A 21465-nucleotide genomic window follows, 5' to 3' on the forward strand; every position below is an offset into this window, starting at 1 on the left:
GTGCATGACATCACAGACGAATCAGCGATTGTTTACACAGTCGAAGAAGTCGCAGTCGAAGGCTTCGATAGTGAAATCACCGGGAATGCGAAAGACGGTTATACAGTCACGAACACTGAGCAAATCACACCAACACCTCTAGAACCGGCAACGACATCAGTACCTGTAGAAAAAGTTTGGGAGCTTCAAGATAAAGAAGCCGAAACAGTCACGATTCATTTATTAGCAGATGGGGAGAGAGTGGATACAGTAGATCTGTCAGCTGAAAATGACTGGAAACATACATTCACGGACTTACCGACGGTGCATGACATCACAGACGAATCAGCGATTGTTTACACAGTCGAAGAAGTCGCAGTCGAAGGCTTCGATAGTGAAATCACCGGGAATGCGAAAGATGGTTATACAGTCACGAACACTGAGCAAATTGATTTGAATGGCTCAGGTAAAGGAACGCCGAGCAAAGAAAAAGATAAGCCTAGCACAGGTCAGCCAGGAGAAGTAATACCAAGTAAAGGAAATAATGAGCCGAGTAAGGGATATTCCGAAGATGAAGCATCTAGTGAAAATGACCATAAAGATTCTCTGCCGGATACAGGAATAGCTAATAATACTCCTGTTTATCTCATAATAACTTTAATGGCGATAGGTATGATTTTCCTATTGATCTCTTATATCACTAGAAGGAATTCATCTAAGTAATTCATCTAGTATATTACAATATTAAAAAAACTGATTAGTCACGACTAGATATGAACCCCATTCAAACTTGAGTGGGGTTCATTACTTTAAGGATTAAATAAAGAGGTTTAATCAGTTTTTATAGAATTTTTCTTTATACTCCTTTGGCATGAGATAATCCAATGCACCATGGGGTCTAATATTCTGTTGACACACTATTTTTACTTATTTAAAAAACGACCATTAATTGGACTATTTTGTGAAAGAATAAATGGTCTTTTAAACCTATGATTAAAGACCAAAAACCCATATAGTAATCAACGTATAAATAATATAAAAGTACATGAGTTTTTGAACTCAAGCATTAGCTGTGGGCTTTGATTTGTGAATATTGATAGGGTAAGTGTTTGTTTAATACAATGAAAGCGACTAAAAAAGAGTGAAGGAATAGCGAAAATTGGATATGCACGTGTCAGTATTCGAAATCAGAACTTAGATTGTCAAATAGATATATTAAAGGCAGTCGGATGTGACCGTATACTCTCTGAAAAAGTGAGTGGACGAAAGTTTAAATGTGCATAATTAGATAACTGTCTCGACTACTTGCGTAGCGGTGACACACTTGTAATTACTAAGCTCGATCGATTGGGACGCACGACAAAGCCACTGATCGAATTATCGCAACATCTTGAAGACAATGGGATAGACTTGGAAATCATCGATATGAACATTAATATGAAAGATGCGATAGGGAAAATGTTCTTTACGATGTTGAGAGGATTTGTTGAACTCGAAGCCAGCCTACTTAGTGAAATAACAAAAAAAGGGTTAGAATCCGCACGATCGAGAGGCAAGGTCGGTGGACGGGCAGGAATCCACTCAAGAGAAAGTGAATATGATTGTATCACCCTATCATAGTAAAACAGATACCATCAACGAGATAGTGAAAATGGCGGGGGTATCAAAAGGGATGATATATAATGTAATCAATCAAGAGAAATTGAATACATAGCAGGATATGATGCTTATTTGATACGCTAGAATTGGTTCAAACTGTCACATTGAGATGCGTTGAAAATATAATAAATATACATAGAAAACCGGTGTTACAAGAAGTACAATCGATACAAGCAGTCCAGCATTGAAATTAGACTAGGAAATGTATAGGAAACGTCTCAGGTAACCTATACGGTGCTAGATACAAAAGGAATGCTGAAAATAACTGATTTTCAGTAAGTACATTATTTATAAAAGATACCTGTAGAGTGTAAAGAAGTCTTTACACTCTACAGGTATTTTGTTATTGTCTATGTAAAGACAACTTTACATCAAAGGGGCGTATTTAATGAAAGTGGTTAACTATATAAAAGAAATACGTCTGTCCAGGGGGATAACCCAGGTTAAAATGGCTGAGGATTTACAGGTCACGAGACAGACTATCAATGCAATTGAAAAGAATAAATATAATCCGAGTCTGGAGTTAGCACTAAAGTTGATAGATTATTTCGATGTGGCGATTGAAGAATTATTTATTTTAGAGGAGGATGAAGAATGAGTGTAAGAGAAAAAAAGAAAGAGTTAATTCCAAAGAAATGGAGTTCTCTGTTCATGATTGCTTGTCTTTTTATAGGAACTGTTCTGGGAACACTTCTAGTTTATTTTATACAAGGTGAGTTTCCATATGAGGTGTTTGCAGGTGGATCAACAGCAGTTATTATTCTAATAATTATTGAATTAATAAAACAAAAACGTAAAACAGATAATATGCCAGAAACAGATGAGAGGGTAACTCAAAATGTATTTAACTTCATGGCATATGGATCACATATTTTTATAGCTGTATTATTTATTGGTTTAGCAGCATATACAGTTTTAGGAAATGATGCAATTCCAACATTATATTTGTGGATACTCTTCTTTTCTTATATTGTTATTGTCGGTTTTGGTGGAATCATTATAAAAAGAAGATAGTAGTGTAGGTGAAATAGAAAAAAATAAACAAGGAGAGAGGATTCCAGTCCCTTCCTTGTTTAAATATTTATTACTGTTTTTTACTCGGGTATTTTTCTGCATTCTTTTTAAGTTTATTTAAAATAGCTTCGCTCATATCGATATCTAAATCGTCGGCCATCATTAAACCGTAAATGAATACGTCAGCAAGTTCATCTTTGATGTTCTCCAGGTTTTTCTCCGCACCTTCTTCTGCAGAAACCCATTGAAAGTTTTCCAGCAGTTCGGATGCTTCTAATGACAAGGACAGTGCTAGATCTTTTGAGTTATGGAACTGTCTCCAATTGCGTTCATCTCTGAATTCATTCACTTTTTCTGTTAAGTTTCTCATTACAATTCACCCCTTTGTGCTTTGTTTAAGGCATTACGTAGTTTTTTATCGCTTGCATAGATATATAAGCCTTTAACTCCACGTTTCATTAATACGTTGATGGAGTTTAAAATAATCTGTTCTTTAGTATCTTCAACAGTATATTCAACTGATTTATTTTTGAAATCCTGAAATGCACCTTTGTCTTTATAGTTTTTTGAAATGATTTCAATTTGGTTTGTCTTCTCATTATATGAAACAGAAGGTCCAAGTATGACACCGACATAATTTAAGTCAAAGCCTTGAACTGTATATATTGAGCCCACTTCTTTAATTGTGTTAGGACGTTCTGCCCAGGTTCTACTGTCGTTAGTAGTATTCCACAAACCTTTGAAGCCGATTTCTTCTACATAGTAATCTCCGCCATCTTTTTTATGTTTATAATCAAAAGTAGCTACAATTCTCGAGAGTTCATGTTTATCGTTTTTGGAATCAATCGCTTCAAACATTTTACCGGCATCATCAAATATTTTGAGCTCATAGTCGCCGGTAGATTTGGGAATAGATGTTACCTTACGTGCGACAAAATTATCTATCCAATCAACAACGGAAGTGTCAGCTTGAATTCTAAATTGATCGGTCAGTTCAAATGTTTCGACATTAGCATCCTGAGTAATATCTTTAAATAACTCTTCAGTCCAGTAACTTTTAAGTTTTAAGAACTGTTTCTCATCAAAAACAATGATAGTGACTTTACTGTTATGAATGATATCTTTTAAATGGTTTGTACCTTTATATCCGTTAAACGCATCTTCGCTGGAAAGCAGAAGATGTGCTTCGTCTATTAATGTAATATCTGGATTAATCTTACCGTTATTTGAAGCTGTAATAAAAGAGGTTGGTTTCATAAAGTTTTTCTTTTTCAGGTTTGGAAGACTATCTGAAATAGCTTTGTATGTTTTTATCATCTCTTCGTGATTTACTAAAAGATAATTTTCTGTGCCTTGTAAATCATTCTCGTCTTTTGTATAAGACAAATCTTGTATGGCATTGAACGTTGAGCTTAAAACAACACTTTTCCCGGTACCTGCTTCACCTTTAATAAAATAAACAGATGGTTTGTCAGAGTTAATATTTCTTTTGCAGAAATTCAGAATATTTTCTTTTAATTCGATTTGAGATTCCGATAATTCTTTATAAGGAGAAAGCTTAAATATATCTTTGTTCTGCAAATATTCTAAAGTACCATCAACAAGTTTATCTTCTCTGAGTTTTTCCCAAAGTTCTTTAAAAATATCGTGATTATACTTGGGTTTGTTATAGTAGTTATGAGTTACAGCAGATGTAATCTGACTTTTATTCAAAATTTGATACTTTTGATCGGCGATAAAATAATTAATTAAATTAGTTTCGATATTATAAGTGGCAGACTGATTGAAGTAATCATGAGAAACAACTACAGCCGTATTCAATTTATTTTTCTCTGAGTCTTTAAGATGACTGTTTAAACGATTTCTGATTTGAACAGTCTCACCTATATAGGCACTAGATTTCTTTTTGTCATTATGAAGTATGTAAACAACAGGATAGTTATTAAACTTTGCGCTGCTTAAATCTGAAATTGAAGTTTTATTAAATTGATATGTTGAAATCTCTACGTTTTTCTCTTCCATAAATAAGCTCCTTGAGTGATTTGAGTCTAGTATAACTCATTTCTCTCTACTTAAAATTCTTTGAAATAAAACGATATCAATAAATTATTAGAATGTTCTTAACTAGCATGGGAAAGTCTGTATAATAAAAAGAGGGGTGATAACAATTAATTATATTGAAAGAGCATTTGAAATACAAAGTACAGAAGATAAAGCAAGAATCTTAAATGAGAATAAAATTTTACCAAATGGATTTAGAAAGTGGACTGAGAAGCAAGTAGAGCAAATGAACTTAATGGCTTTAAAACTTTTTATGCATCCTAAAAATCAAAAAAAATTATCTGCTCAATATAGAAAATTAAATGAAGAAGGTATTTCATTATTAACGAATAAAACTACTGAAGATATTCAAAGTATGATACATCAAAATGATTTCTCAAGTTTAATGTTATTTTTACATAGTGATAGCAAAGAAGAAAATGAATTTGTAAAAGATTATTTAGAAAAGTTTAAACAAAAAGTACCTGAAACTGAGCACTTTTCAGAGGTTAAAAAGAATGAATTAGATGATATAGATAAATTAAGAAAAATTATTACAAATTTAGAACGGAAGTTAAATGAATCTACAAAAAATAATGAAAATTTACATAAAAAAATCAACGATAAGGATCAATTTATAGTTAATTTAAATAAAGAGTTATCTTTGAAAGATAAACAAATAAAAAATAAAAATCAATACATACTTGAAGTAGAAAATGCATTAGATGATAAAATAGATAAAGCAAATTCATTAGAGCAGGAGTATAAAAATTTAATTGAAAATAAAAAAATAATAGAGAATGAACTGCAAAACTTAGAGAATCAAAGAAAAATTGAGATGAGTAAAATTTATCTATTAATAGGTAGCCCAATTGATTTGAATGTAGAAGATAAATTAAGTATTGAAGTATGGGAGAAAGACAAAATTCAAGAAATAGATATAGAAAAATTTAGAGTATCAGACTTAATAAAAGTTGCATACATACCTAGACTAACTATGAGAGAAAGAAATTTATTGAATAACATAAAAGGAATACGATATTTATATAGCTATACAGAATTAAAAGAGTTCATGACTGGAGTAGAGTGAGAATGAAGATTTGGAAAGAAGATATGTTAGGCGTTTTAGCGACTGCAGAGGAAGTAAGAAAAGAGAATGGTAGAGATAATGTATTTATTAATAATGAAAATTCATTACAATTTTTAATTAAAATCATATCAACAAACCCGGAAGGATTTCCAAATATAAAATTTGTAAGTTGTTTTACTAATAGATGGGATGAAGAGTTTGGTTTTCATGATGAGGCTTTTGAAGATCGAGAAACCAGAATTGAGAATTTAAAAAGTTTTTTAGACGACTATTTATTGATTTTTAATGTGGAAGAAAAGCAGACTCCAAAACATGATAGAGTGTATAATGCGAAAAATGTGAGATTAGTACGAAAGAATGATAGTTACAATAATGAAATGAGATTTCACCCAATTCCCATGTTTAATAAAGAAATTAGTGGAGTAGAAAACTTTGAAGATTTTTTAAAGAAAATTAAGAATAGAGAATTTGTAGGAAAACTTCCAAATATTATGCATGAGCAAGATGAAACACCAGAATTTATTTTATGGGAAAAAGATATGGGTACCCCGGATAAAGTACTTGGATATTTTCTCGATCATGAGTATGCACATGGTGGATTTAAATTTACAGAAATAGAAAACCTTTCAACTACACAATTTGAAAAAGAATGGCTAGATGATGTTATAACAAATAACGATAACATAGCATTTTTATCATTAGATATTTTCCATAAAATAGAGGAAAATTTAGAAAGTAATAAAACAGATTTTAAAATTGAAAAAGAATTCGCAGTGGAAGAAGATAATGGTCACGTTGATTATAGAGAAAAAGAGTTAGAGTTTTTAGAAGAATGGAATAAAAAAATAAAAGAAAGTGGTTTGTCTTATTCATTCAAAGATTTAATTAATTTTCATACGTCCATGAAATCATCAACTCTTGTTATTCTTTCAGGTACGAGTGGTGTAGGTAAGACTAAATTAGTAGATACTTATCAAAGAGCGTTAGGATTAGATAATGAGCAATTCAAATTTATATCGGTGAGTCCTAGTTGGACTGAAGATAGTGACTTGATAGGTTATGCTGATACATTAAATATGATTTATCGTCCTAGTGATTCAGGCTTAATTGAAACCTTAATTGCAGCAGAAAATAGTGACGAAGTTTATATCATTTGTTTTGATGAAATGAATTTAGCGAAAGTAGAACATTATTTTTCACAATTTTTGTCGAAGTTAGAATTAGAATCTACAAAAAGATATATTCAGCTCTATGTTAGTGAACTAGAGAATAGATTGTATAATACAGCTAAATATCCACCACGGATACAGATAAAAGATAATGTTCATTTTGTTGGAACGGTAAACGTGGATGAATCAACACATCATTTTTCAAATAAAGTATTAGATAGAGCTAATGTATTAGAATTGGATGTTTTAGATTTCAAATTTCTTGATAAAAATAGCATCAAAAAAAGTTCTAATTTACGCACCTATAAGTACTATGAAGATTATAAGGAATTTGTTAATAAAGAAGAAGGTGTAGAATTAAGTGCGGAAATAAAAGAGTTACTATGGAAAATTCAAAATGTCCTTGTAGTGGCAAATAAAAATATTGGCTTTGGCCCTAGGGTAGTAAAACAAATTGATGCTTATATGAAAAACTTACCTCAAACAAAATATCTTTCTGAAGCAGAAGCGCTAGATTTACAAATTCAACAAAGAATTCTAACTAAGTTAAGAGGATCAGAGGATGAAATAGAAGAAATAACTGGTAAATATAATATATCGACTAAGGATATATCTAATGGGGAGTTGGCAAAAGTATTTGATGATTACTTTAAGTTATCTGATTTCCAACATTGTAGAGAAACAATTAAATCCAAAGCGAAAGAGCTAAGTATCCATGGATATGCTTTCTAAAGTTGTCTTAAATAGTGAAGATAAATCTCAGAAGATGCATTTTACTGATAATAAGTCTGGAGATAATCTCTCCGAGGAAGTTAGTAGCCATGTAATCATTAGAGAATATTACAATCTAGATTTGACGTTCTCCTCTACTTTCAAAGATGCAAGATTGTACTTAGACGGATTAGAAATTATCGATAACGAAAATATTCAAATTGATAGCGCTGGAAAAGAATTTCTAGAACCCTCAGACATCGCATATCAATTATTTAATCGTGATAATTCAACTATTGAGAAAATGCTAGTTCCTGGTTTTTATCAGATGACATTAATCGAAAATAATCAAGAATACTATGCATTTTTTGAAGTTGTTCCAAAGTCTTTATCTAAACCACAATGGATAGCTATGAAAAATGAGATCGAAGAAACTCTTACTGGATTATCTCAGAGTTTCAACAGAAAAAATTTATCATCTTCACAAAAAAATGATTTAAATCAAATATATTATAAATTTGATTATATTAAAAAGATGTATAAAAGATATCTGAAAATCACACGAGATTTAATTAATAGTCCGGAGTATAGACTGGAAAAAAGGTATAAATGGAAGGAGTTAAATCAGAACCCTACAGTTGATGGAAAAAGCATTAGAAAAAAATTGGAAAAACCAGATAAACAGGAAGTGATTTACTCACCTAGCCGTATTTTAAACTATCAAACTAAAGAAAATAAATGGCTTAAAGCGTCTATTAAAAAAATCAATAAATTTAATGTAGATTATTTATCTTTCTTATCAAAAAAGCTCGAAGAAATAGAACACGATAAAGATAAGAATAAAAGATATAAAGCTAAAGTCTACACCCTTGAAGAAGAAGAAAATGAAATTCGACAAATTATGAATATACTAAAACAAATACTCACAGTTAACCACTTTTTGTTAAATCAAGAGTGGATGGATGAAATTAAAGGTGAGAACACAATTTATCCCACCTCTAGCATGATGATGAATCAAAAATATAATTTTTACTATAAATGGTTGCAGCAAATGAAAAAAGAAGAAATGCATGTAATTTTACCGAATAGTATAAAATACGCTTGGAAAAGAACTGATGAGCTCTTTGAAATATGGACATATATTAAGATGATATCTATTATAGAAAATCTTGGATATGAACCCAAAAGTGGATGGATTTATTCCAATGAATCTTTGAAGATACCTGATTTGTCAGAAGGGACTTTCATCACTTTTATAAATGATGAAGTAAAAATAAATCTACATTATAATTCAAGACTAAAAAGAAAAAATAGCCAAACTACAGTTAATCATCCATTATATACAAAGGCAGAGAATGATAAACCGGATATAAGATTAGATGTATTTCATAATGATTCATATCTAGGGTCGTTAATAATTGATGCAAAATATCGTAGTTTTGAAATAATGACTAAACGTGATACTAGATATAAAGATAATGTAATGAAACAATTGCATAATTACAAAAATTCACCTGAATCAAAAAATTATTATTATCCGTCACTTCAGCGATTTATAAGAGAGCAATTAAGTCCAATTAGACAGGTCTGGGTATTGTATCCCCATTCTGACGATACAAATAAACCAAAAAAATATGAAATAGAAGAAGAAGAGAATATTCATTTTTATGAAATATCACCGTACTACCCTACAGATGAAATATCTAGAAGTTTATTAAGTTATATTGATGGACTAATGAAATCAAAAGATTATTTTAATTTACACAGTTATTAAGAAAGAGGATGTAATGAAAAAAATAATAATAGACACTGACACTGCTGGAGACGACACGATAGCAATTCTAACTGCTCTACATAATTTCGACGTTCGGGGTATTACCATTACTGGTGGTAACGTTGATTTTAATCAGCAGATTGATAATGCGTTATATACGACTCAGGTTGCTGGTAAGACTGACATACCTGTTTATCCTGGATACGATGGTCCAATTTTCGGCAATGCTGAACAAAATCATAAAACTGTTGAGGATGTACACGGCAGTGATGGCATGGGTGATTCTTTCTTCCCCAAACCTGAGCGTTCTGCGGAATCGACGCATGCGATAGATTTTATCATCGATACGATTAATGAATATCCCGATGAGGTTTCGCTTCTTGCGATTGCACCTTTAACTAACATTGCTATGGCGATTAAAAAAGATCCAAGTATCACGGATAAAATCAAACATCTGTATATTATGGGCGGAACGAATAATGCGCTCGGTAATATTGTACCTGCTGCTGAGTATAATTTTTACGTTGATCCCGAGGCGGCTAAGCTGGTGCTGCAGTCAGGGATTGAAATGACGATGGTCGGTTGGGATATGTGCACGGATTATTCTCTTATGTTCGATGAAGAACATGATGAGATTGAAAGTTTTGGTACGACAGGTTCACAGTTCTTTAAAGATGTGAACAAAGTAGTGAAGAAGTTTAACAAAGAAGTACATAAGCTGGATGGAACAACGCATCCTGATACGCTGCTGGTCGCAATCGCAGCTGATGAAAGGATTATGGAGAAGTCCAATAAGTATTATGTTGATGTGGAAACAAAAGGAGAATTGACACGCGGCTACAGCCTGGTTGATATTAATGGCCGTTTAGGCAAAACACCGAATGTCAGAGTGTGTGAAAGAGTAGATAGAGAGTTATTTAAGGAACATTTGTATGATGTGCTTCAGACAATTAAATAATCACATATTTATGCTTATTCTTTTAAATTACAAAAGAATGAGCTTTATTTTTATCTTTTATTATCTCAAAATTCAGATTTAAAATTGTACCCCCTATTATCATTGTGATAATCTTTATATAAACAATCGCTACATAACAAAGGGGACATTTTAATGAAACAATTCGACACGCTCTACAATCCTTACCATTCACAGCGTAATCCTGTGGTCGCTAAAAAGGGGATGGTTGCCACGTCGCAGCCGCTCGCTGCTCAGGCCGGGCTTACGATTATGCAGAAGGGCGGCAACGCTATTGATGCTGCAATTGCGACTGCTGCAGCGCTTACGGTTGTTGAACCGACGACTAACGGCATCGGCGGCGATGCGTTTGCACTCGTCTGGGTCAAAGATACACTCTACGGTTTAAATGGCAGCGGAAAATCACCCGAGTCCATTTCAATCGATAAAGTCCGCGCTGCTGGCTACAATGAGATTCCAAAATACGGCTTCACGCCTGTGACTGTACCCGGCCAGCCTGGTGCCTGGGCCGAGCTTTCCAGACGATTCGGCAAACTGCCTTTTAAAGATTTAATGCAGCCTGCAATCCAGTATGCAGAAGAGGGATATCCGATTTCACCGGTCTTAGCGAAGTTCTGGGAGAGAGCGGCTGTGAGATTTAAAGAAGCGTTTGAAGGTAAAGAATTCGACCACTGGTTTGAAACATTCACAACAAACGGCCGGGCACCAAGAGTCGGTGAAATCTGGAAGTCACAGGACATGGCGGATACATTAAGAGAACTTGCTGAAACTGAATGCAGGTCTTTTTATACCGGAAATATTGCCCGGAAAATCGATGAATTTTCTAGAGCGTATGATGGTTACATAACAAAAGAAGATTTAGCAGCATACAAACCTGAATGGGTGGACCCAATATCAGTGAACTACAGGGGATATGACGTCTGGGAAATCCCGCCAAACACGCAGGGGATTATCGCTTTATCAGCCTTAAATATCTTGAAGCATATGGATATTGAAGATAAGGAATCGGCAGATACATATCATAAGCAGATTGAAGCCATGAAGCTGGCATTCGCAGACGGAGAGAAATACATTGCCGATCAGGCGTATATGAAAGATGTTACAGCTGAAGATATGCTGGATGAAGCGTATGCGAAAGAGCGTCTGAAATTAATTACGGACAAAGCAGGACAGCCTGAAGCGGGTGAACCGAAAGCGAGCGGCACGGTATATCTGTCTACGTCAGATGAAGAAGGGAACATGGTATCGTTTATACAAAGCAACTATATGGGATTCGGTTCAGGCTTGGTTGTACCTGGTACCGGAATTGGTCTGCAGAACAGAGGCTGCGACTTTAATCTGGACCCGGAATCGCCAAATGCCCTCGGCCCCGGTAAACGCTCGTACCATACGATTATTCCAGGCTTTATCACCAAAGGTAAAGAGGCCCTCGGACCGTTCGGCGTCATGGGCGGATTCATGCAGCCGCAGGGACATGTGCAGGTGGCGATGAACACAATCGACTTTAACCATAACCCGCAGACCGCACTGGATGCACCGCGCTGGCAGTGGGTTAAGGATAAGACAGTATGGGTGGAGAGGAATTTCCCGCATCAGATTGCAGAAGACCTGATTAAGCGGGGACATAATATAGAAATGAAACTGGACTCGGGCGCGTTTGGCCGGGGACAGATTATCTGGAGAGATCCGGAAACAGGCATACTGTTCGGCGGCACGGAAAATAGGGCGGACGGGCATATCGCGGCGTACTAAGGGGAGAAAAGATCATAAATGTGAAATATTACTGGCCGTTGAATATATTGTTTATGTTATTAGCTATTGGGATTTTAACGTTATGTACTATGAAAATATATAAATGCCAGGCAATACCTGTGAATGATATTAGGAATAATAGTATATGAATATATAGTGGGGACGATGAACGATAGAAATAGAAAGAGAAACATAAAGACGGTAGAAACTAATTGATAAATTGGAGGCGTAGTTAAAAGATGTTATACCTAAATGTACATTTTTCAGAGAAAGATGAAGCGAAGAGCAAGTATGCTCGATGGGACCCTGAAAAGAAAAAATGGTATGCAACGAATGAAAAATATTATTATCGTTTTTCTAAGTGGATTGAAGGCGAGTCGGTGGCGACGAATAACGTTTATATAGCAGTTATGGATAGAGAATGCTGGAAATGTAAGAATGAAACTCCAGTGTACGGTTTTGCTGTAAGAAGCAAAGGCATTATTGATATTACAGGGGAAACCGATGATATTGAGGAATATACTGGTTTTGATACAGTAATTATACCTATAAGTAGTAATGATGTTCCGGAGGAAGTTAGAAAATACTTAAGTGAAAGTACTAAATGTGAAATAAGATTTTCGAAAACAATTAAAAAATCATATTTTTCAAATATATGTACTCATTGTAATACGCTGCAAGGAAATCATTTTGTCTATGATGAAGTAGATTCATTTACAGGAATTGAAACAACAATGCTTGAAGAAAATCCAATCTCGTATATAAAATTCAAATTAGTAAACGATATACCTTTGATTTATGAAGCGGGAGATCATATAGTAGCGCCGCCGGTCAAAATATTCGATGAAAATAATATAATAGAGAGTGGAATCAGCATAGAATGATAACATGTCCATTGACTTAAAAACTTCATTCATCTTTGTCATAACTCTTCGGTTCGGAAATTATTATAAAATGAATCCATGATAAAAAGAGCGCAAAGATGAAAGACATAATTAAGGTGAGAAATATTGAAATATCAGCACTTTCAAACATAGCTAGTAAAATAATCAGATAAATAAAGAAAGCAATTTTACCAATGGTTTTTGGATTAAAACTTTTTGTACGCATATTAACACCTCAATATACTTGTCTTTATATATAGACGATTATGTTCGATTAAAAACAATTAATTAATTTTAAAAAGATACAGGTGAATTTGATGAAGGAAAATATAGTGAATCAAATAGAGGGCAAATTTAAATCTATGTCATTTCTAAAACTGACGCTGTTGTCGTTTGTTTTAGGCGGAGTCGGTTCTTTGGTATTTGTAATCACGAGAGACATAATAAATGTGTTTAATTAATAAAATTAAAATCACAATAAATTAAGGAGAATAGTTTTGATTTTCATTAACATTTTATATCTGCTGCTTGTGATTGGCGGAATTATTTTATTTGCATATAGTTTTAAAAACAAACGCAGTGTATATGCAATGCTGGCTCTTATATTAATACTGGTGCCGGTAATTATATTGACGATTGGCTCGTCTTTATTTGGATTGGCGCCGGCTCTACCTTTATTGATTCTAATGGTTATCCCGCCGGTTGACTCAATATATATATCGGGTAAGAAATCGACTGACTTAGACAAAACGATATAAAATAGGAACGAGACATTTATCATGTCGAATAATATTATGAATGAAGATATCAAACAGAACTTAATCGAGAAAGTAAGTAAAAATAAAAGTTTGCTAGTAGATTTATGCTCGCGTCTGGTACAGATTCCAAGTGAATCTCCGAAATCAGATACAAGTGAAATAGCTGCGGAGATTGCAGGATTTCTTGAGAAAATCGATAATGTTGAGGTTTCATTTCACACAATGGAAGAGCCGATTACGAACCTCGTTGCCAGAGTTAACAGGAATTCTCTTGGAAAACGTCTGATTTTTAACGGACATATCGATACATATCCTGTGGGAGATGAATCTCTTTGGACAGAGAGTCCATTTTCAGGTCATGAGAAAAACGGACGTATTTATGGGAGAGGTGTCTCCGACATGAAAGGTGGTATAGCGAGCTATTTGGTTACTCTGATGATAATGGCTGAAATGAGGGACAGCTGGTCTGGAGAACTTGTACTTACACTGGCCGGTGATGAAGAAACCATGGGTGTTAAAGGGACAAAATATCTCTTAGACACCGTTCCGCATGCTACAGGAGATGCTATGATCAGCGGAGATGTAGGTACTGCGAAAGTTTTACGCTTTGGAGAGAAAGGTTTGATGTGGATTGAACTTGAGGCAACTGGAAAAGCCTCTCATGGTGCTCATGTTCATAAAGGAGAAAATGCAATTGATCGATTAGTAGAAGGCATTGATCGGTTAAACAAAGAACTGGGATCATTAAAAGCGCATGCTCCAGAGGAAGTCACAAAGGCTATAGAAGCATCAAGTGAAGAATCTGAGAGATATTCCGGAGAAGGGGAAACAGAGGTCTTACAGTAGGTTACAGTAAACTTCGGTCTAATCGAAGGCGGTGTATCTCCAAATTTGATACCGGCAAAAGCCTCTGCACAAGGTGATATTCGACTTCCAATTGGAGTAGAGGTCGAGGAAGTAAATCGAAAAATTAAAGAGATAGTGGATTCTATAGAAGGACTGTCTTATCATATTTTCCGACAGTACGAACCCAACTGGTCAGATATTAACCATGAGATATTTGCTTGTACTGCTGAGAATGTTAAGTATATAACCGGTGATGAACGAGTGAATACAGTACGCGTTGGTGCTTCAGATGCCAGACATTACAGGATATCTAAAGAGGTCTCTGCTGTTAACTGCGGTCTGAACGCATATAACCTTGGAGGACCTGATGAGTATATTGAAGTAGAAGAATTAATAGACTTGGCCAAAATCCACACTTTATCGGCATTTGATTATTTGTCAAAATAAAATGTGCATATCTTTTGTTTGGAGCAGAAGGAATGAAAAGAGGTTCTAGTCATGAATTACAAAATACGTGAAATGTTAAAAGAAGATATAAAACAAGTGCAGGATGTTGCGAAGATAAGCTGGAATGCGACTTATGAAGGAATTATTCCGGTTGAGATACAGGAGAATTTTTTAAATGGTGCATACAGTGATGAGATGATGGAAAGACGTTTGAAGCATTCATTAATACTGGTAGCTGAAGCGGATAACACGATTACAGGATTTGCTAACTTTACACAAGTTAATGAACAGGGACAGGTAGAGTTGAGTGCGATATATCTTTATCCTGAATATCAGGGAGAAGGGATTGGATCTGCTCTGTTAAACGCAGGCATTGAAAAGCTAGATAATGTCAAAGAAATTCACCTTGATGTTGAAAAAGAGAACAGAATTGGAAAAACATTCTATGAAGCAAAAGGGTTTAAAGCAGTTAAGGAATACGATGATGATTTTGACGGTCATATTCTTAAAACAGTTAGAATGTTATTAGTGTTAGGACGAAATACTAAGTAGTAATATTTGATTTAAATAACTTGAAGTATTATTCAATAATATAAAAAAACTGACCACCTGTCGTACGTGTACTCATACGGGGGGTCAATTTTTTATTAGTTCGATTTTTTGCGGTAGTTCTGTGAAGTTGATCGGTATTATATCTGATTCAACCAATAAATTATTTACTTCCGTATTAACAGTTTTTTTTCTGTCATCTAAAATAATGAAGAATTCATTCGGTTTCTCTCTTTTTACTGCTTTTGCCTGGTTCACATCAGTAACAAATGCTTTTGCATTTAAAGGATTATTAGGAGTAGAGACAGTTTTCACAAATTTTTCTTTTGAGTTCTTTTTACCCGGTACTAAAAATTCAAATTTATGACTCATTCCCGAATGACCATTTATTATTATATCCTGAGTGTAAATGATGCCATGTTCATCAAATATTTCACTGACATCTTCAGTAAATATATTTTTTACATTTGATTTAGATAAAATATACATATCGTTGACAAATAATAAACACTGTAACAATCTATGTTTACTTTCGCTGAATTTTTCAACTGGAGATTTGATATATAACTCTTCAGTTTTTTCGTCGAAATTCACACCATAAGATTCTAAATTCTTCTTAAAAATGAACTGTCTCTTTTTGGACCGTTTAATGTCTACCCCGGCAAGTTCTAAGTGGTACATAGTATATCCGTCGTCTGTCAAAGTGATGTTGGAATCATTTGGATTTTTTTCGGCGTATAAAACGATATCCCCTAATGTATTGTCTTTAAAAGGACTGTCGATTCTGATTAAATTATCATTTAAAGATTCAAATTTAAGGTTTTGTTTGTACCAATTAATATATTCACTTTTCAATTCCTTAGCTGATAACATCAAAACCCCTCCTCTTTAGATATGCTTTATATTAGTATAATCTAAAAAAGAATCAGCTGCATAATAAAGGTTACTAATATTAGGAAAATATTTTAAATCTATTGGATGTGCATAGCTGTCTTTTGGATTATAAATATTATTATATATATGTAGATGACTATTAGGTGCTACAGTACCATCTGGGTTTCTATGCGCACCACCTTTAACGTCTAAACGTACTAAACAATCATGGGTATCGCTAAATCTCAAATCTAAGGAAAAACGTTCAGGTTCTCTGTTTCCGCGATGTATGCTGAGTTTAAAGTTAATATTGTTTATATCACTTACAAGCATATTTCTCGACTTTATTTTCCCGAACGGGGTATTCAACGTGTTTATATCAAAGTGAGACAGCATATTTTTAAGTTCTTCGATAATTATATCGACCTGCTGATTAGTTAAATCACGAATCTCCACTTAAATCCTCCTCGTTCAATAATTTTAAAGACTGGTAATTATTTTTCATCTGACTTTATTATCTCATTACTTCCATGTGCAAGCATCTTTAATCCTGTTAAATGTTTCAGAATGTTATTTAATTTATAAATGACGGTAATGTGGACTAGATTATACAAATTTATTTTGCTCAAATTTTTTCCTCTAAGAAAATTTCTTAACCGTGTCATATTTCTAATTAAGGGTATATATGACTAATGGTTAAAGGAGGATTTTTAATGAACAAGCTGGAACGTATTACTGATATTGCTTTACCGGTTATAGGCGGCAGTGTTGTAGGTTTGCTTTCGACCCAAAATGCAAAAAAGGATTATCAGGACTTTAAACAGCCTGCGTTTTCACCGCCGAAAGAAGCGTTTGGTATTGTATGGCCGATTCTTTATACAACGATGGGTATTGCCCGTACGATTACTAAATCATCACGAAAAGATTCTTCGAAAAATGCCTATTTGTATAACTCGCAGCTCGGGTTGAATTACTTATGGAGCATCCTGTACTTCCGTTTTAAACTGAGAGGAACAGCGTTAATTGAAAGCTATGCCTTATTTGCGAGCGTCTTACTGACAACTGTTGCATTTTATAAGACGAATAAATTCGCAGGCTTGTTATTGGTACCGTATGTAGCTTGGACAGCTTATGCAACTTACCTTAATGCGGGATTTGTTGCATTGAATCAAGATAAAGAAGAGTACGCAGAGGATATTTAATAATAAAAAAGGACAGCGCTTCATTGTATTTAAGAAGTGCTGTATTTTATAAATAAATTACTTACATATCAATTATTGAAGAGTCTTTAAAGGAGAGGGAATTGATGAGTAAAGTTTTATTCTATCTGTCGATATTAAATTTATTGTACTTTGTCATGACATTTTTTATTCATGATTCAACTAATCCTTTTACTGTACCTCTGTTTGGACCTCCGATAGTTGCATTCTTTCTGCTCATTTTGGTAGTTATATACTTACTGTATAAACTCGCATTTGAAGTTGAACGTGATGATGAGTTAGTAATTTCTGGTGAGGTAAAATATGCGATAGGTATAAACGGTGTATTATTTCTCTTAGGAAATTTATTCTTTTTCTTCTTATAAATACAAAAAGAGACTTAATCAGACTACCTTTATTTTAAAAACTTTTCATTCATATATAGTCCGGAAATACCGGACTGGAACATTATAGTGAAAATTATAAATGGAAATAGACTATCATATAAATCAAATGAAACTACTATCACAACAGTGGCAACAAGCCACACTAGAAAAGTAACTGCCAATATCTTTCTTATTTTCTCCATATTCAACAAAGTGACCAACCGTACTTATTTTTATATTTATCTTTTTAAGACTCAGTTGAATCTGGATTTTTACGGGTTTTGAAAAAGATAATCGGAGCAAGCGCAAACATTACTATATACATAGTTTTATTGGATAAAAATTTTAATTTATTTATTACTTTATTTTCCGTGAGCGCTATAAAAGGAAACAGAATCATGCAAAAAGAAAAATAAATTGTCAGTATCAGATACGGAAACTCAAGTACATCTCCATTTGTAAAATGGTTTATGACATAGATGTAAAATCCAAAAACAGCCAAGCCGATTATAAATGATAAAATTTTGAAAAAAATGTTACTGAAACTCATGAAAAATACTCCTTACTAATTAATGATACGATTTAAGTATTTCCTTACTTTTATCAACCAGCATTTCTGATGTTATAAAAGATTTTAAAATAGATATGATGTTATTTTTTCTGAACACTGGATTGATTTCTAAAGCATCTTCTTCCAGTTTATAATTGCTGCCGTCATAATTCTGAACAAGCTCGGTAAAGCCTCTTAAGTCAACTTTAGATAGATCAAACATAACTACAGTCTCATGAATAGTCGGCTGCTGCATCTGCTCATCATGTAATGAACCAATAAGTGTCAGCAAATTTGTATTATGAAATTTTAATTTTTCTATTTCAGCAACTAATTTTTCGTATTCATTGTTAATCAATTTAATTATCCTCTCTTACTTCCCATATTAGACTTTTGTTGTTTCTTACGCTCCTTTTCCATTAGTATACCGATACTCATCAAAATGAAAACTCCAAAAATAGAGAGAATAGCCGTATCTCCACGGTTGAAAATACTTAAAGAAACTACCAGTATTATTCCGAGTATAAGTAGGATTCTTAAAAGTTTTAGTTTAATAGTAATCATCTGCTCTCATAAAAAATAAAATGATTGATTCAAGAGTTAATAAAGCACAGCTAATATTTTTAAATCATACTAAAGCATAACAGACTGAATAGTAATATTTAATACGGCTAAATATTTTTCTTATTTTAAAATGTATTAGTGGGGTAGTAGAACAATGATTATTGTTTACAAACTCATCCTTGAATAAAGAATCCTCCAATCTGTTATTTAAGATTGGAGGACTTTCTATATGATTATCATTTTTCATCATACATACCTTTGAGAATAAAGTATGCAGATATCATCGTTAAGATTCCTACTAGGGTAGCATCACAATAATTCTTCCTGTCAAAATAAAAACCTAAACAAGTCGTTCTGTTTAGGTTCATTTAGATTCTTCAAATTCTTTAAGGATATTGGTAATAAAATCAGTTTTCATATCTGCATACTTATGTTTATCATTTGTATTGGTTGCAGCAAGTTTTAATTTTAAACTTTCATATTCGTTTTTTCTAGTCGAATCTGTACGTAATATATCTCTGAATTTAAGCTGTTGTTCTAAATAGAGACTGCCTTTTTCGAACAAATGTATTTGATGTGTTCGAGGATTCCCTTTTATGAAATAATATCTGTCAGGCAGAATATCATTTCCTATACTTATATAATCTAATTGTTTTAGTTTATCGATATATTTATTAATGTCACTAAAACTGTCTATCTCTATAGCAATATCTAAAATAGGTTTAGCTTTTAGATTTTTAACACTCGTACTGCCGATATGATGAACCTCAATATTATCGTTTTTGAACAACTCAAATATTTTTTGTTTCTCTCTGTCGAATAATATTTCCCATTCTTTATCCCAATCTACAAGAAATACCTGACCTTTTGGTAGACCAAGCATGGTATCACTCCTCAATAAGCAATCATTGATTATTTATACTTCATCTATGTAATTAAACTGGGGGATGAATGAATTATAAATGGATAAAATAATTCATATGAATATGTGTCAGTATTATCTATCTCAAATCTTATAATAGTTTCGCCATATAATACTCATCATATGCTATATCATTAATAATAAGTGACTTTTTCTTCGTGCCCTCTATCTCAAAACCGTGTTTTTTATATAATTTTACACCGGCTAGATTATCTTTTACTACGGTTAATTCTAATCTGGAAAGATTATGTTTTTCTGCCCAGTTTGTAATATTGTTAAATAATTTTGAACCGATTCCTTTGCCTCTGTATTCACTCAGTATACCTATGACAAGTTCGGCAGTGTGTTGTGTTCTTTTGACAGTACCGCCAATTGCAATTATATAGCCAATTAATTTGTCCTTATCTTCTGCTACAAAGACAGTGGAGTTATCTTGTTTTTCAAATCGTTCCAATGGCTTCTTTTGTTGCTCAGGAGTAGTTCGTCTTTCGCCACCCTCCATAAGCATGAAGTCAGCATGACTCTCAACTTTCTTTATTAAATCTGTAAAATTTTTTGCGTCATCAGTTCTGATTTCTCTGATTATCAAATCTGTTCCTCCACTTCTTCTTGATTTAAACTATTGATAATAAACTTATCAACGATTGAGTTATAAATCTCAGGCTGATCCAAATGAACAGTGTGGCCAGCGAATGGGATAATTGAAACATGAACATTTTTGTTATTTTCCGGATACTTTAGAGTCCCCGCCGTTTCTCGGGGGTTGTTTTCTCCGACAATATATAAAATAGGAAAGTTTAAGGCTGATAAATCAACAGTTTGACTGAATGGATACCAATCTGGTTCCTCTGTTAATTTTAGAAGTTTTCTCCAATCATCTTTGTGTATGGTGTCAAAATAATTTATTGCTTCAGAATTGTTTAATAAAGTTGAAGCAGATTCTTTATCTGTTTTATTTAAACTTTCCCAATCAGACGGCTTTTCTGACATAATGCCAGACAAAGTCAAAGTGATTATTTTTTCGGGATAAGTTTTAGCAAAAGTTAACCCGACAAGGGCACCTAACGAACATCCGGCAATATGTGCAGATTTAATCTCTAATTCTGCGAGTGTTTCAAATAAATCTGTTGCAGCATTGTGGAAGTAATTAGAGTAATCATTTGTAGCGGATTGACCGTGTCCTCTTAGATCCGGTAATATCACTTTATATTTTTTCTCAAAGTATTCTTTTTGTATACTAAGTTCAGTTTTTCCTGTCTGCAGACCTGTATGAAGAAAAACAAGAGCTTCTCCCGTTCCCGATACTTCTGTATGTAAAATCAT

The 21465-nt window shown here is 33.4% G+C and carries 22 protein-coding genes and 2 pseudogenes; 15 read left to right on the plus strand and 9 right to left on the minus strand.

Annotated features, from left to right (window positions below):
• The 4 genes and pseudogenes from DFR63_RS11660 to DFR63_RS00025 form a co-directional block, all read left to right on the plus strand.
• Window positions 1-702: Cna B-type domain-containing protein (locus tag DFR63_RS11660; protein WP_162842237.1), on the plus strand; the 702-nt coding region annotated here is incomplete at its 5' end.
• Between the two features lie 426 nt (window positions 703-1128).
• Window positions 1129-1693: pseudogene (locus DFR63_RS00015) on the plus strand (recombinase family protein).
• A 333-nt stretch (window positions 1694-2026) separates the two neighbouring features.
• Window positions 2027-2236 (plus strand): helix-turn-helix transcriptional regulator, encoded by a 210-nt coding sequence (locus DFR63_RS00020; protein WP_115883735.1) that lies wholly within the window; start codon window positions 2027-2029, stop codon window positions 2234-2236.
• Window positions 2233-2652: a hypothetical protein gene (locus DFR63_RS00025; protein ID WP_115883736.1), complete on the plus strand. Its 420-nt coding sequence runs from the start codon at window positions 2233-2235 to the stop codon at window positions 2650-2652. The genes DFR63_RS00020 and DFR63_RS00025 overlap by 4 nt, the downstream gene beginning before the upstream one ends.
• A 70-nt stretch (window positions 2653-2722) precedes the next feature.
• Here DFR63_RS00025 and DFR63_RS00030 read toward each other — a convergent pair whose 3' ends face one another.
• Together DFR63_RS00030 and DFR63_RS00035 are read right to left on the minus strand one after the other, a co-directional pair.
• A complete protein-coding gene (locus DFR63_RS00030; RefSeq protein WP_115883737.1) occupies window positions 2723-3022 on the minus strand; it encodes a nucleotide pyrophosphohydrolase in 300 nt (99 codons plus the stop codon).
• Window positions 3022-4674 carry a DUF2075 domain-containing protein gene (locus DFR63_RS00035; RefSeq protein ID WP_115883738.1) on the minus strand — a complete coding sequence of 551 codons (1653 nt, stop codon included), beginning with the start codon at window positions 4672-4674 and terminating at the stop codon, window positions 3022-3024. The genes DFR63_RS00030 and DFR63_RS00035 overlap by 1 nt, the downstream gene beginning before the upstream one ends.
• A gap of 136 nt (window positions 4675-4810) precedes the next feature.
• Between DFR63_RS00035 and DFR63_RS00040 the strand changes: the two genes are divergently transcribed.
• The 6 genes from DFR63_RS00040 to DFR63_RS11665 all read left to right on the plus strand — a co-directional run bounded on the left by DFR63_RS00040 (window position 4811) and on the right by DFR63_RS11665 (window position 13048).
• A complete protein-coding gene (locus DFR63_RS00040; protein WP_115883739.1) occupies window positions 4811-5782 on the plus strand; it encodes a hypothetical protein in 972 nt (323 codons plus the stop codon).
• Between the two features lie 2 nt (window positions 5783-5784).
• Window positions 5785-7683: an McrB family protein gene (locus tag DFR63_RS00045; RefSeq protein WP_115883740.1), complete on the plus strand. Its 1899-nt coding sequence runs from the start codon at window positions 5785-5787 to the stop codon at window positions 7681-7683.
• The gene (locus tag DFR63_RS00050) at window positions 7667-9436 is read left to right on the plus strand and encodes a nuclease domain-containing protein (protein WP_115883741.1); all 1770 of its coding nucleotides are present in this window, start codon (window positions 7667-7669) and stop codon (window positions 9434-9436) included. The genes DFR63_RS00045 and DFR63_RS00050 overlap by 17 nt, the downstream gene beginning before the upstream one ends.
• Before the next feature lie 13 nt (window positions 9437-9449).
• Window positions 9450-10394: a nucleoside hydrolase gene (locus DFR63_RS00055; RefSeq protein ID WP_115883742.1), complete on the plus strand. Its 945-nt coding sequence runs from the start codon at window positions 9450-9452 to the stop codon at window positions 10392-10394.
• Between the two features lie 153 nt (window positions 10395-10547).
• Window positions 10548-12164 (plus strand): gamma-glutamyltransferase family protein, encoded by a 1617-nt coding sequence (locus tag DFR63_RS00060; RefSeq protein ID WP_115883743.1) that lies wholly within the window; start codon window positions 10548-10550, stop codon window positions 12162-12164.
• Between the two features lie 239 nt (window positions 12165-12403).
• A complete protein-coding gene (locus DFR63_RS11665) occupies window positions 12404-13048 on the plus strand; it encodes a DUF5710 domain-containing protein (protein WP_162842238.1) in 645 nt (214 codons plus the stop codon).
• Between the two features lie 25 nt (window positions 13049-13073).
• Here the strand turns inward: DFR63_RS11665 and DFR63_RS00070 are convergent, their stop codons facing one another.
• A complete protein-coding gene (locus DFR63_RS00070; RefSeq protein WP_115883744.1) occupies window positions 13074-13274 on the minus strand; it encodes a hypothetical protein in 201 nt (66 codons plus the stop codon).
• Window positions 13275-13545: 271 nt separating this feature from the next.
• On the opposite strand from DFR63_RS00070, the gene DFR63_RS00075 reads away from it, so the two are divergent.
• The 3 genes and pseudogenes from DFR63_RS00075 (at window position 13546) to DFR63_RS00090 (ending at window position 15651) form a co-directional block, all read left to right on the plus strand.
• Entirely contained in the window at window positions 13546-13806 is a 261-nt protein-coding gene (locus tag DFR63_RS00075; protein ID WP_115883745.1) for a hypothetical protein, read from the plus strand.
• 222 nt (window positions 13807-14028) lie between these two features.
• Window positions 14029-15099 (plus strand): annotated as a pseudogene (locus DFR63_RS11875) (M20/M25/M40 family metallo-hydrolase).
• A 51-nt stretch (window positions 15100-15150) separates the two neighbouring features.
• The gene (locus DFR63_RS00090) at window positions 15151-15651 is read left to right on the plus strand and encodes a GNAT family N-acetyltransferase (RefSeq protein ID WP_115883748.1); all 501 of its coding nucleotides are present in this window, start codon (window positions 15151-15153) and stop codon (window positions 15649-15651) included.
• 84 nt (window positions 15652-15735) lie between these two features.
• Here the strand turns inward: DFR63_RS00090 and DFR63_RS00095 are convergent, their stop codons facing one another.
• On the minus strand, window positions 15736-16521 hold the full coding sequence (locus tag DFR63_RS00095; RefSeq protein WP_115883749.1) for a DUF1828 domain-containing protein: 786 nt from the start codon (window positions 16519-16521) through the stop codon (window positions 15736-15738).
• Window positions 16522-16536: 15 nt separating this feature from the next.
• Window positions 16537-16977, minus strand: coding sequence for a DUF6978 family protein (locus DFR63_RS00100; protein WP_115883750.1), 441 nt, complete (start codon window positions 16975-16977; stop codon window positions 16537-16539).
• Window positions 16978-17234: 257 nt separating this feature from the next.
• On the opposite strand from DFR63_RS00100, the gene DFR63_RS00105 reads away from it, so the two are divergent.
• Together DFR63_RS00105 and DFR63_RS00110 are read left to right on the plus strand one after the other, a co-directional pair.
• Window positions 17235-17723 (plus strand): TspO/MBR family protein, encoded by a 489-nt coding sequence (locus tag DFR63_RS00105; RefSeq protein WP_115883751.1) that lies wholly within the window; start codon window positions 17235-17237, stop codon window positions 17721-17723.
• A gap of 104 nt (window positions 17724-17827) precedes the next feature.
• Window positions 17828-18106 carry a hypothetical protein gene (locus DFR63_RS00110; RefSeq protein WP_115883752.1) on the plus strand — a complete coding sequence of 93 codons (279 nt, stop codon included), beginning with the start codon at window positions 17828-17830 and terminating at the stop codon, window positions 18104-18106.
• A gap of 569 nt (window positions 18107-18675) precedes the next feature.
• Here DFR63_RS00110 and DFR63_RS00120 read toward each other — a convergent pair.
• The 4 genes from DFR63_RS00120 to DFR63_RS00140 all read right to left on the minus strand — a co-directional run bounded on the left by DFR63_RS00120 (window position 18676) and on the right by DFR63_RS00140 (window position 21465).
• Complete coding sequence (locus DFR63_RS00120) at window positions 18676-19014, minus strand: DUF1160 domain-containing protein (RefSeq protein WP_115883754.1); 339 nt, start codon at window positions 19012-19014, stop codon at window positions 18676-18678.
• 570 nt (window positions 19015-19584) lie between these two features.
• Entirely contained in the window at window positions 19585-20103 is a 519-nt protein-coding gene (locus DFR63_RS00130) for a GrpB family protein (RefSeq protein WP_115883756.1), read from the minus strand.
• Window positions 20104-20233: 130 nt separating this feature from the next.
• Entirely contained in the window at window positions 20234-20731 is a 498-nt protein-coding gene (locus DFR63_RS00135) for a GNAT family N-acetyltransferase (protein WP_115883757.1), read from the minus strand.
• Complete coding sequence (locus DFR63_RS00140) at window positions 20728-21465, minus strand: alpha/beta fold hydrolase (RefSeq protein ID WP_115883758.1); 738 nt, start codon at window positions 21463-21465, stop codon at window positions 20728-20730. Before DFR63_RS00140 ends, DFR63_RS00135 begins: the two co-directional genes overlap by 4 nt.

Source organism: Jeotgalicoccus halotolerans (assembly GCF_003387165.1).
Lineage (GTDB): Bacteria > Bacillota > Bacilli > Staphylococcales > Salinicoccaceae > Jeotgalicoccus > Jeotgalicoccus halotolerans.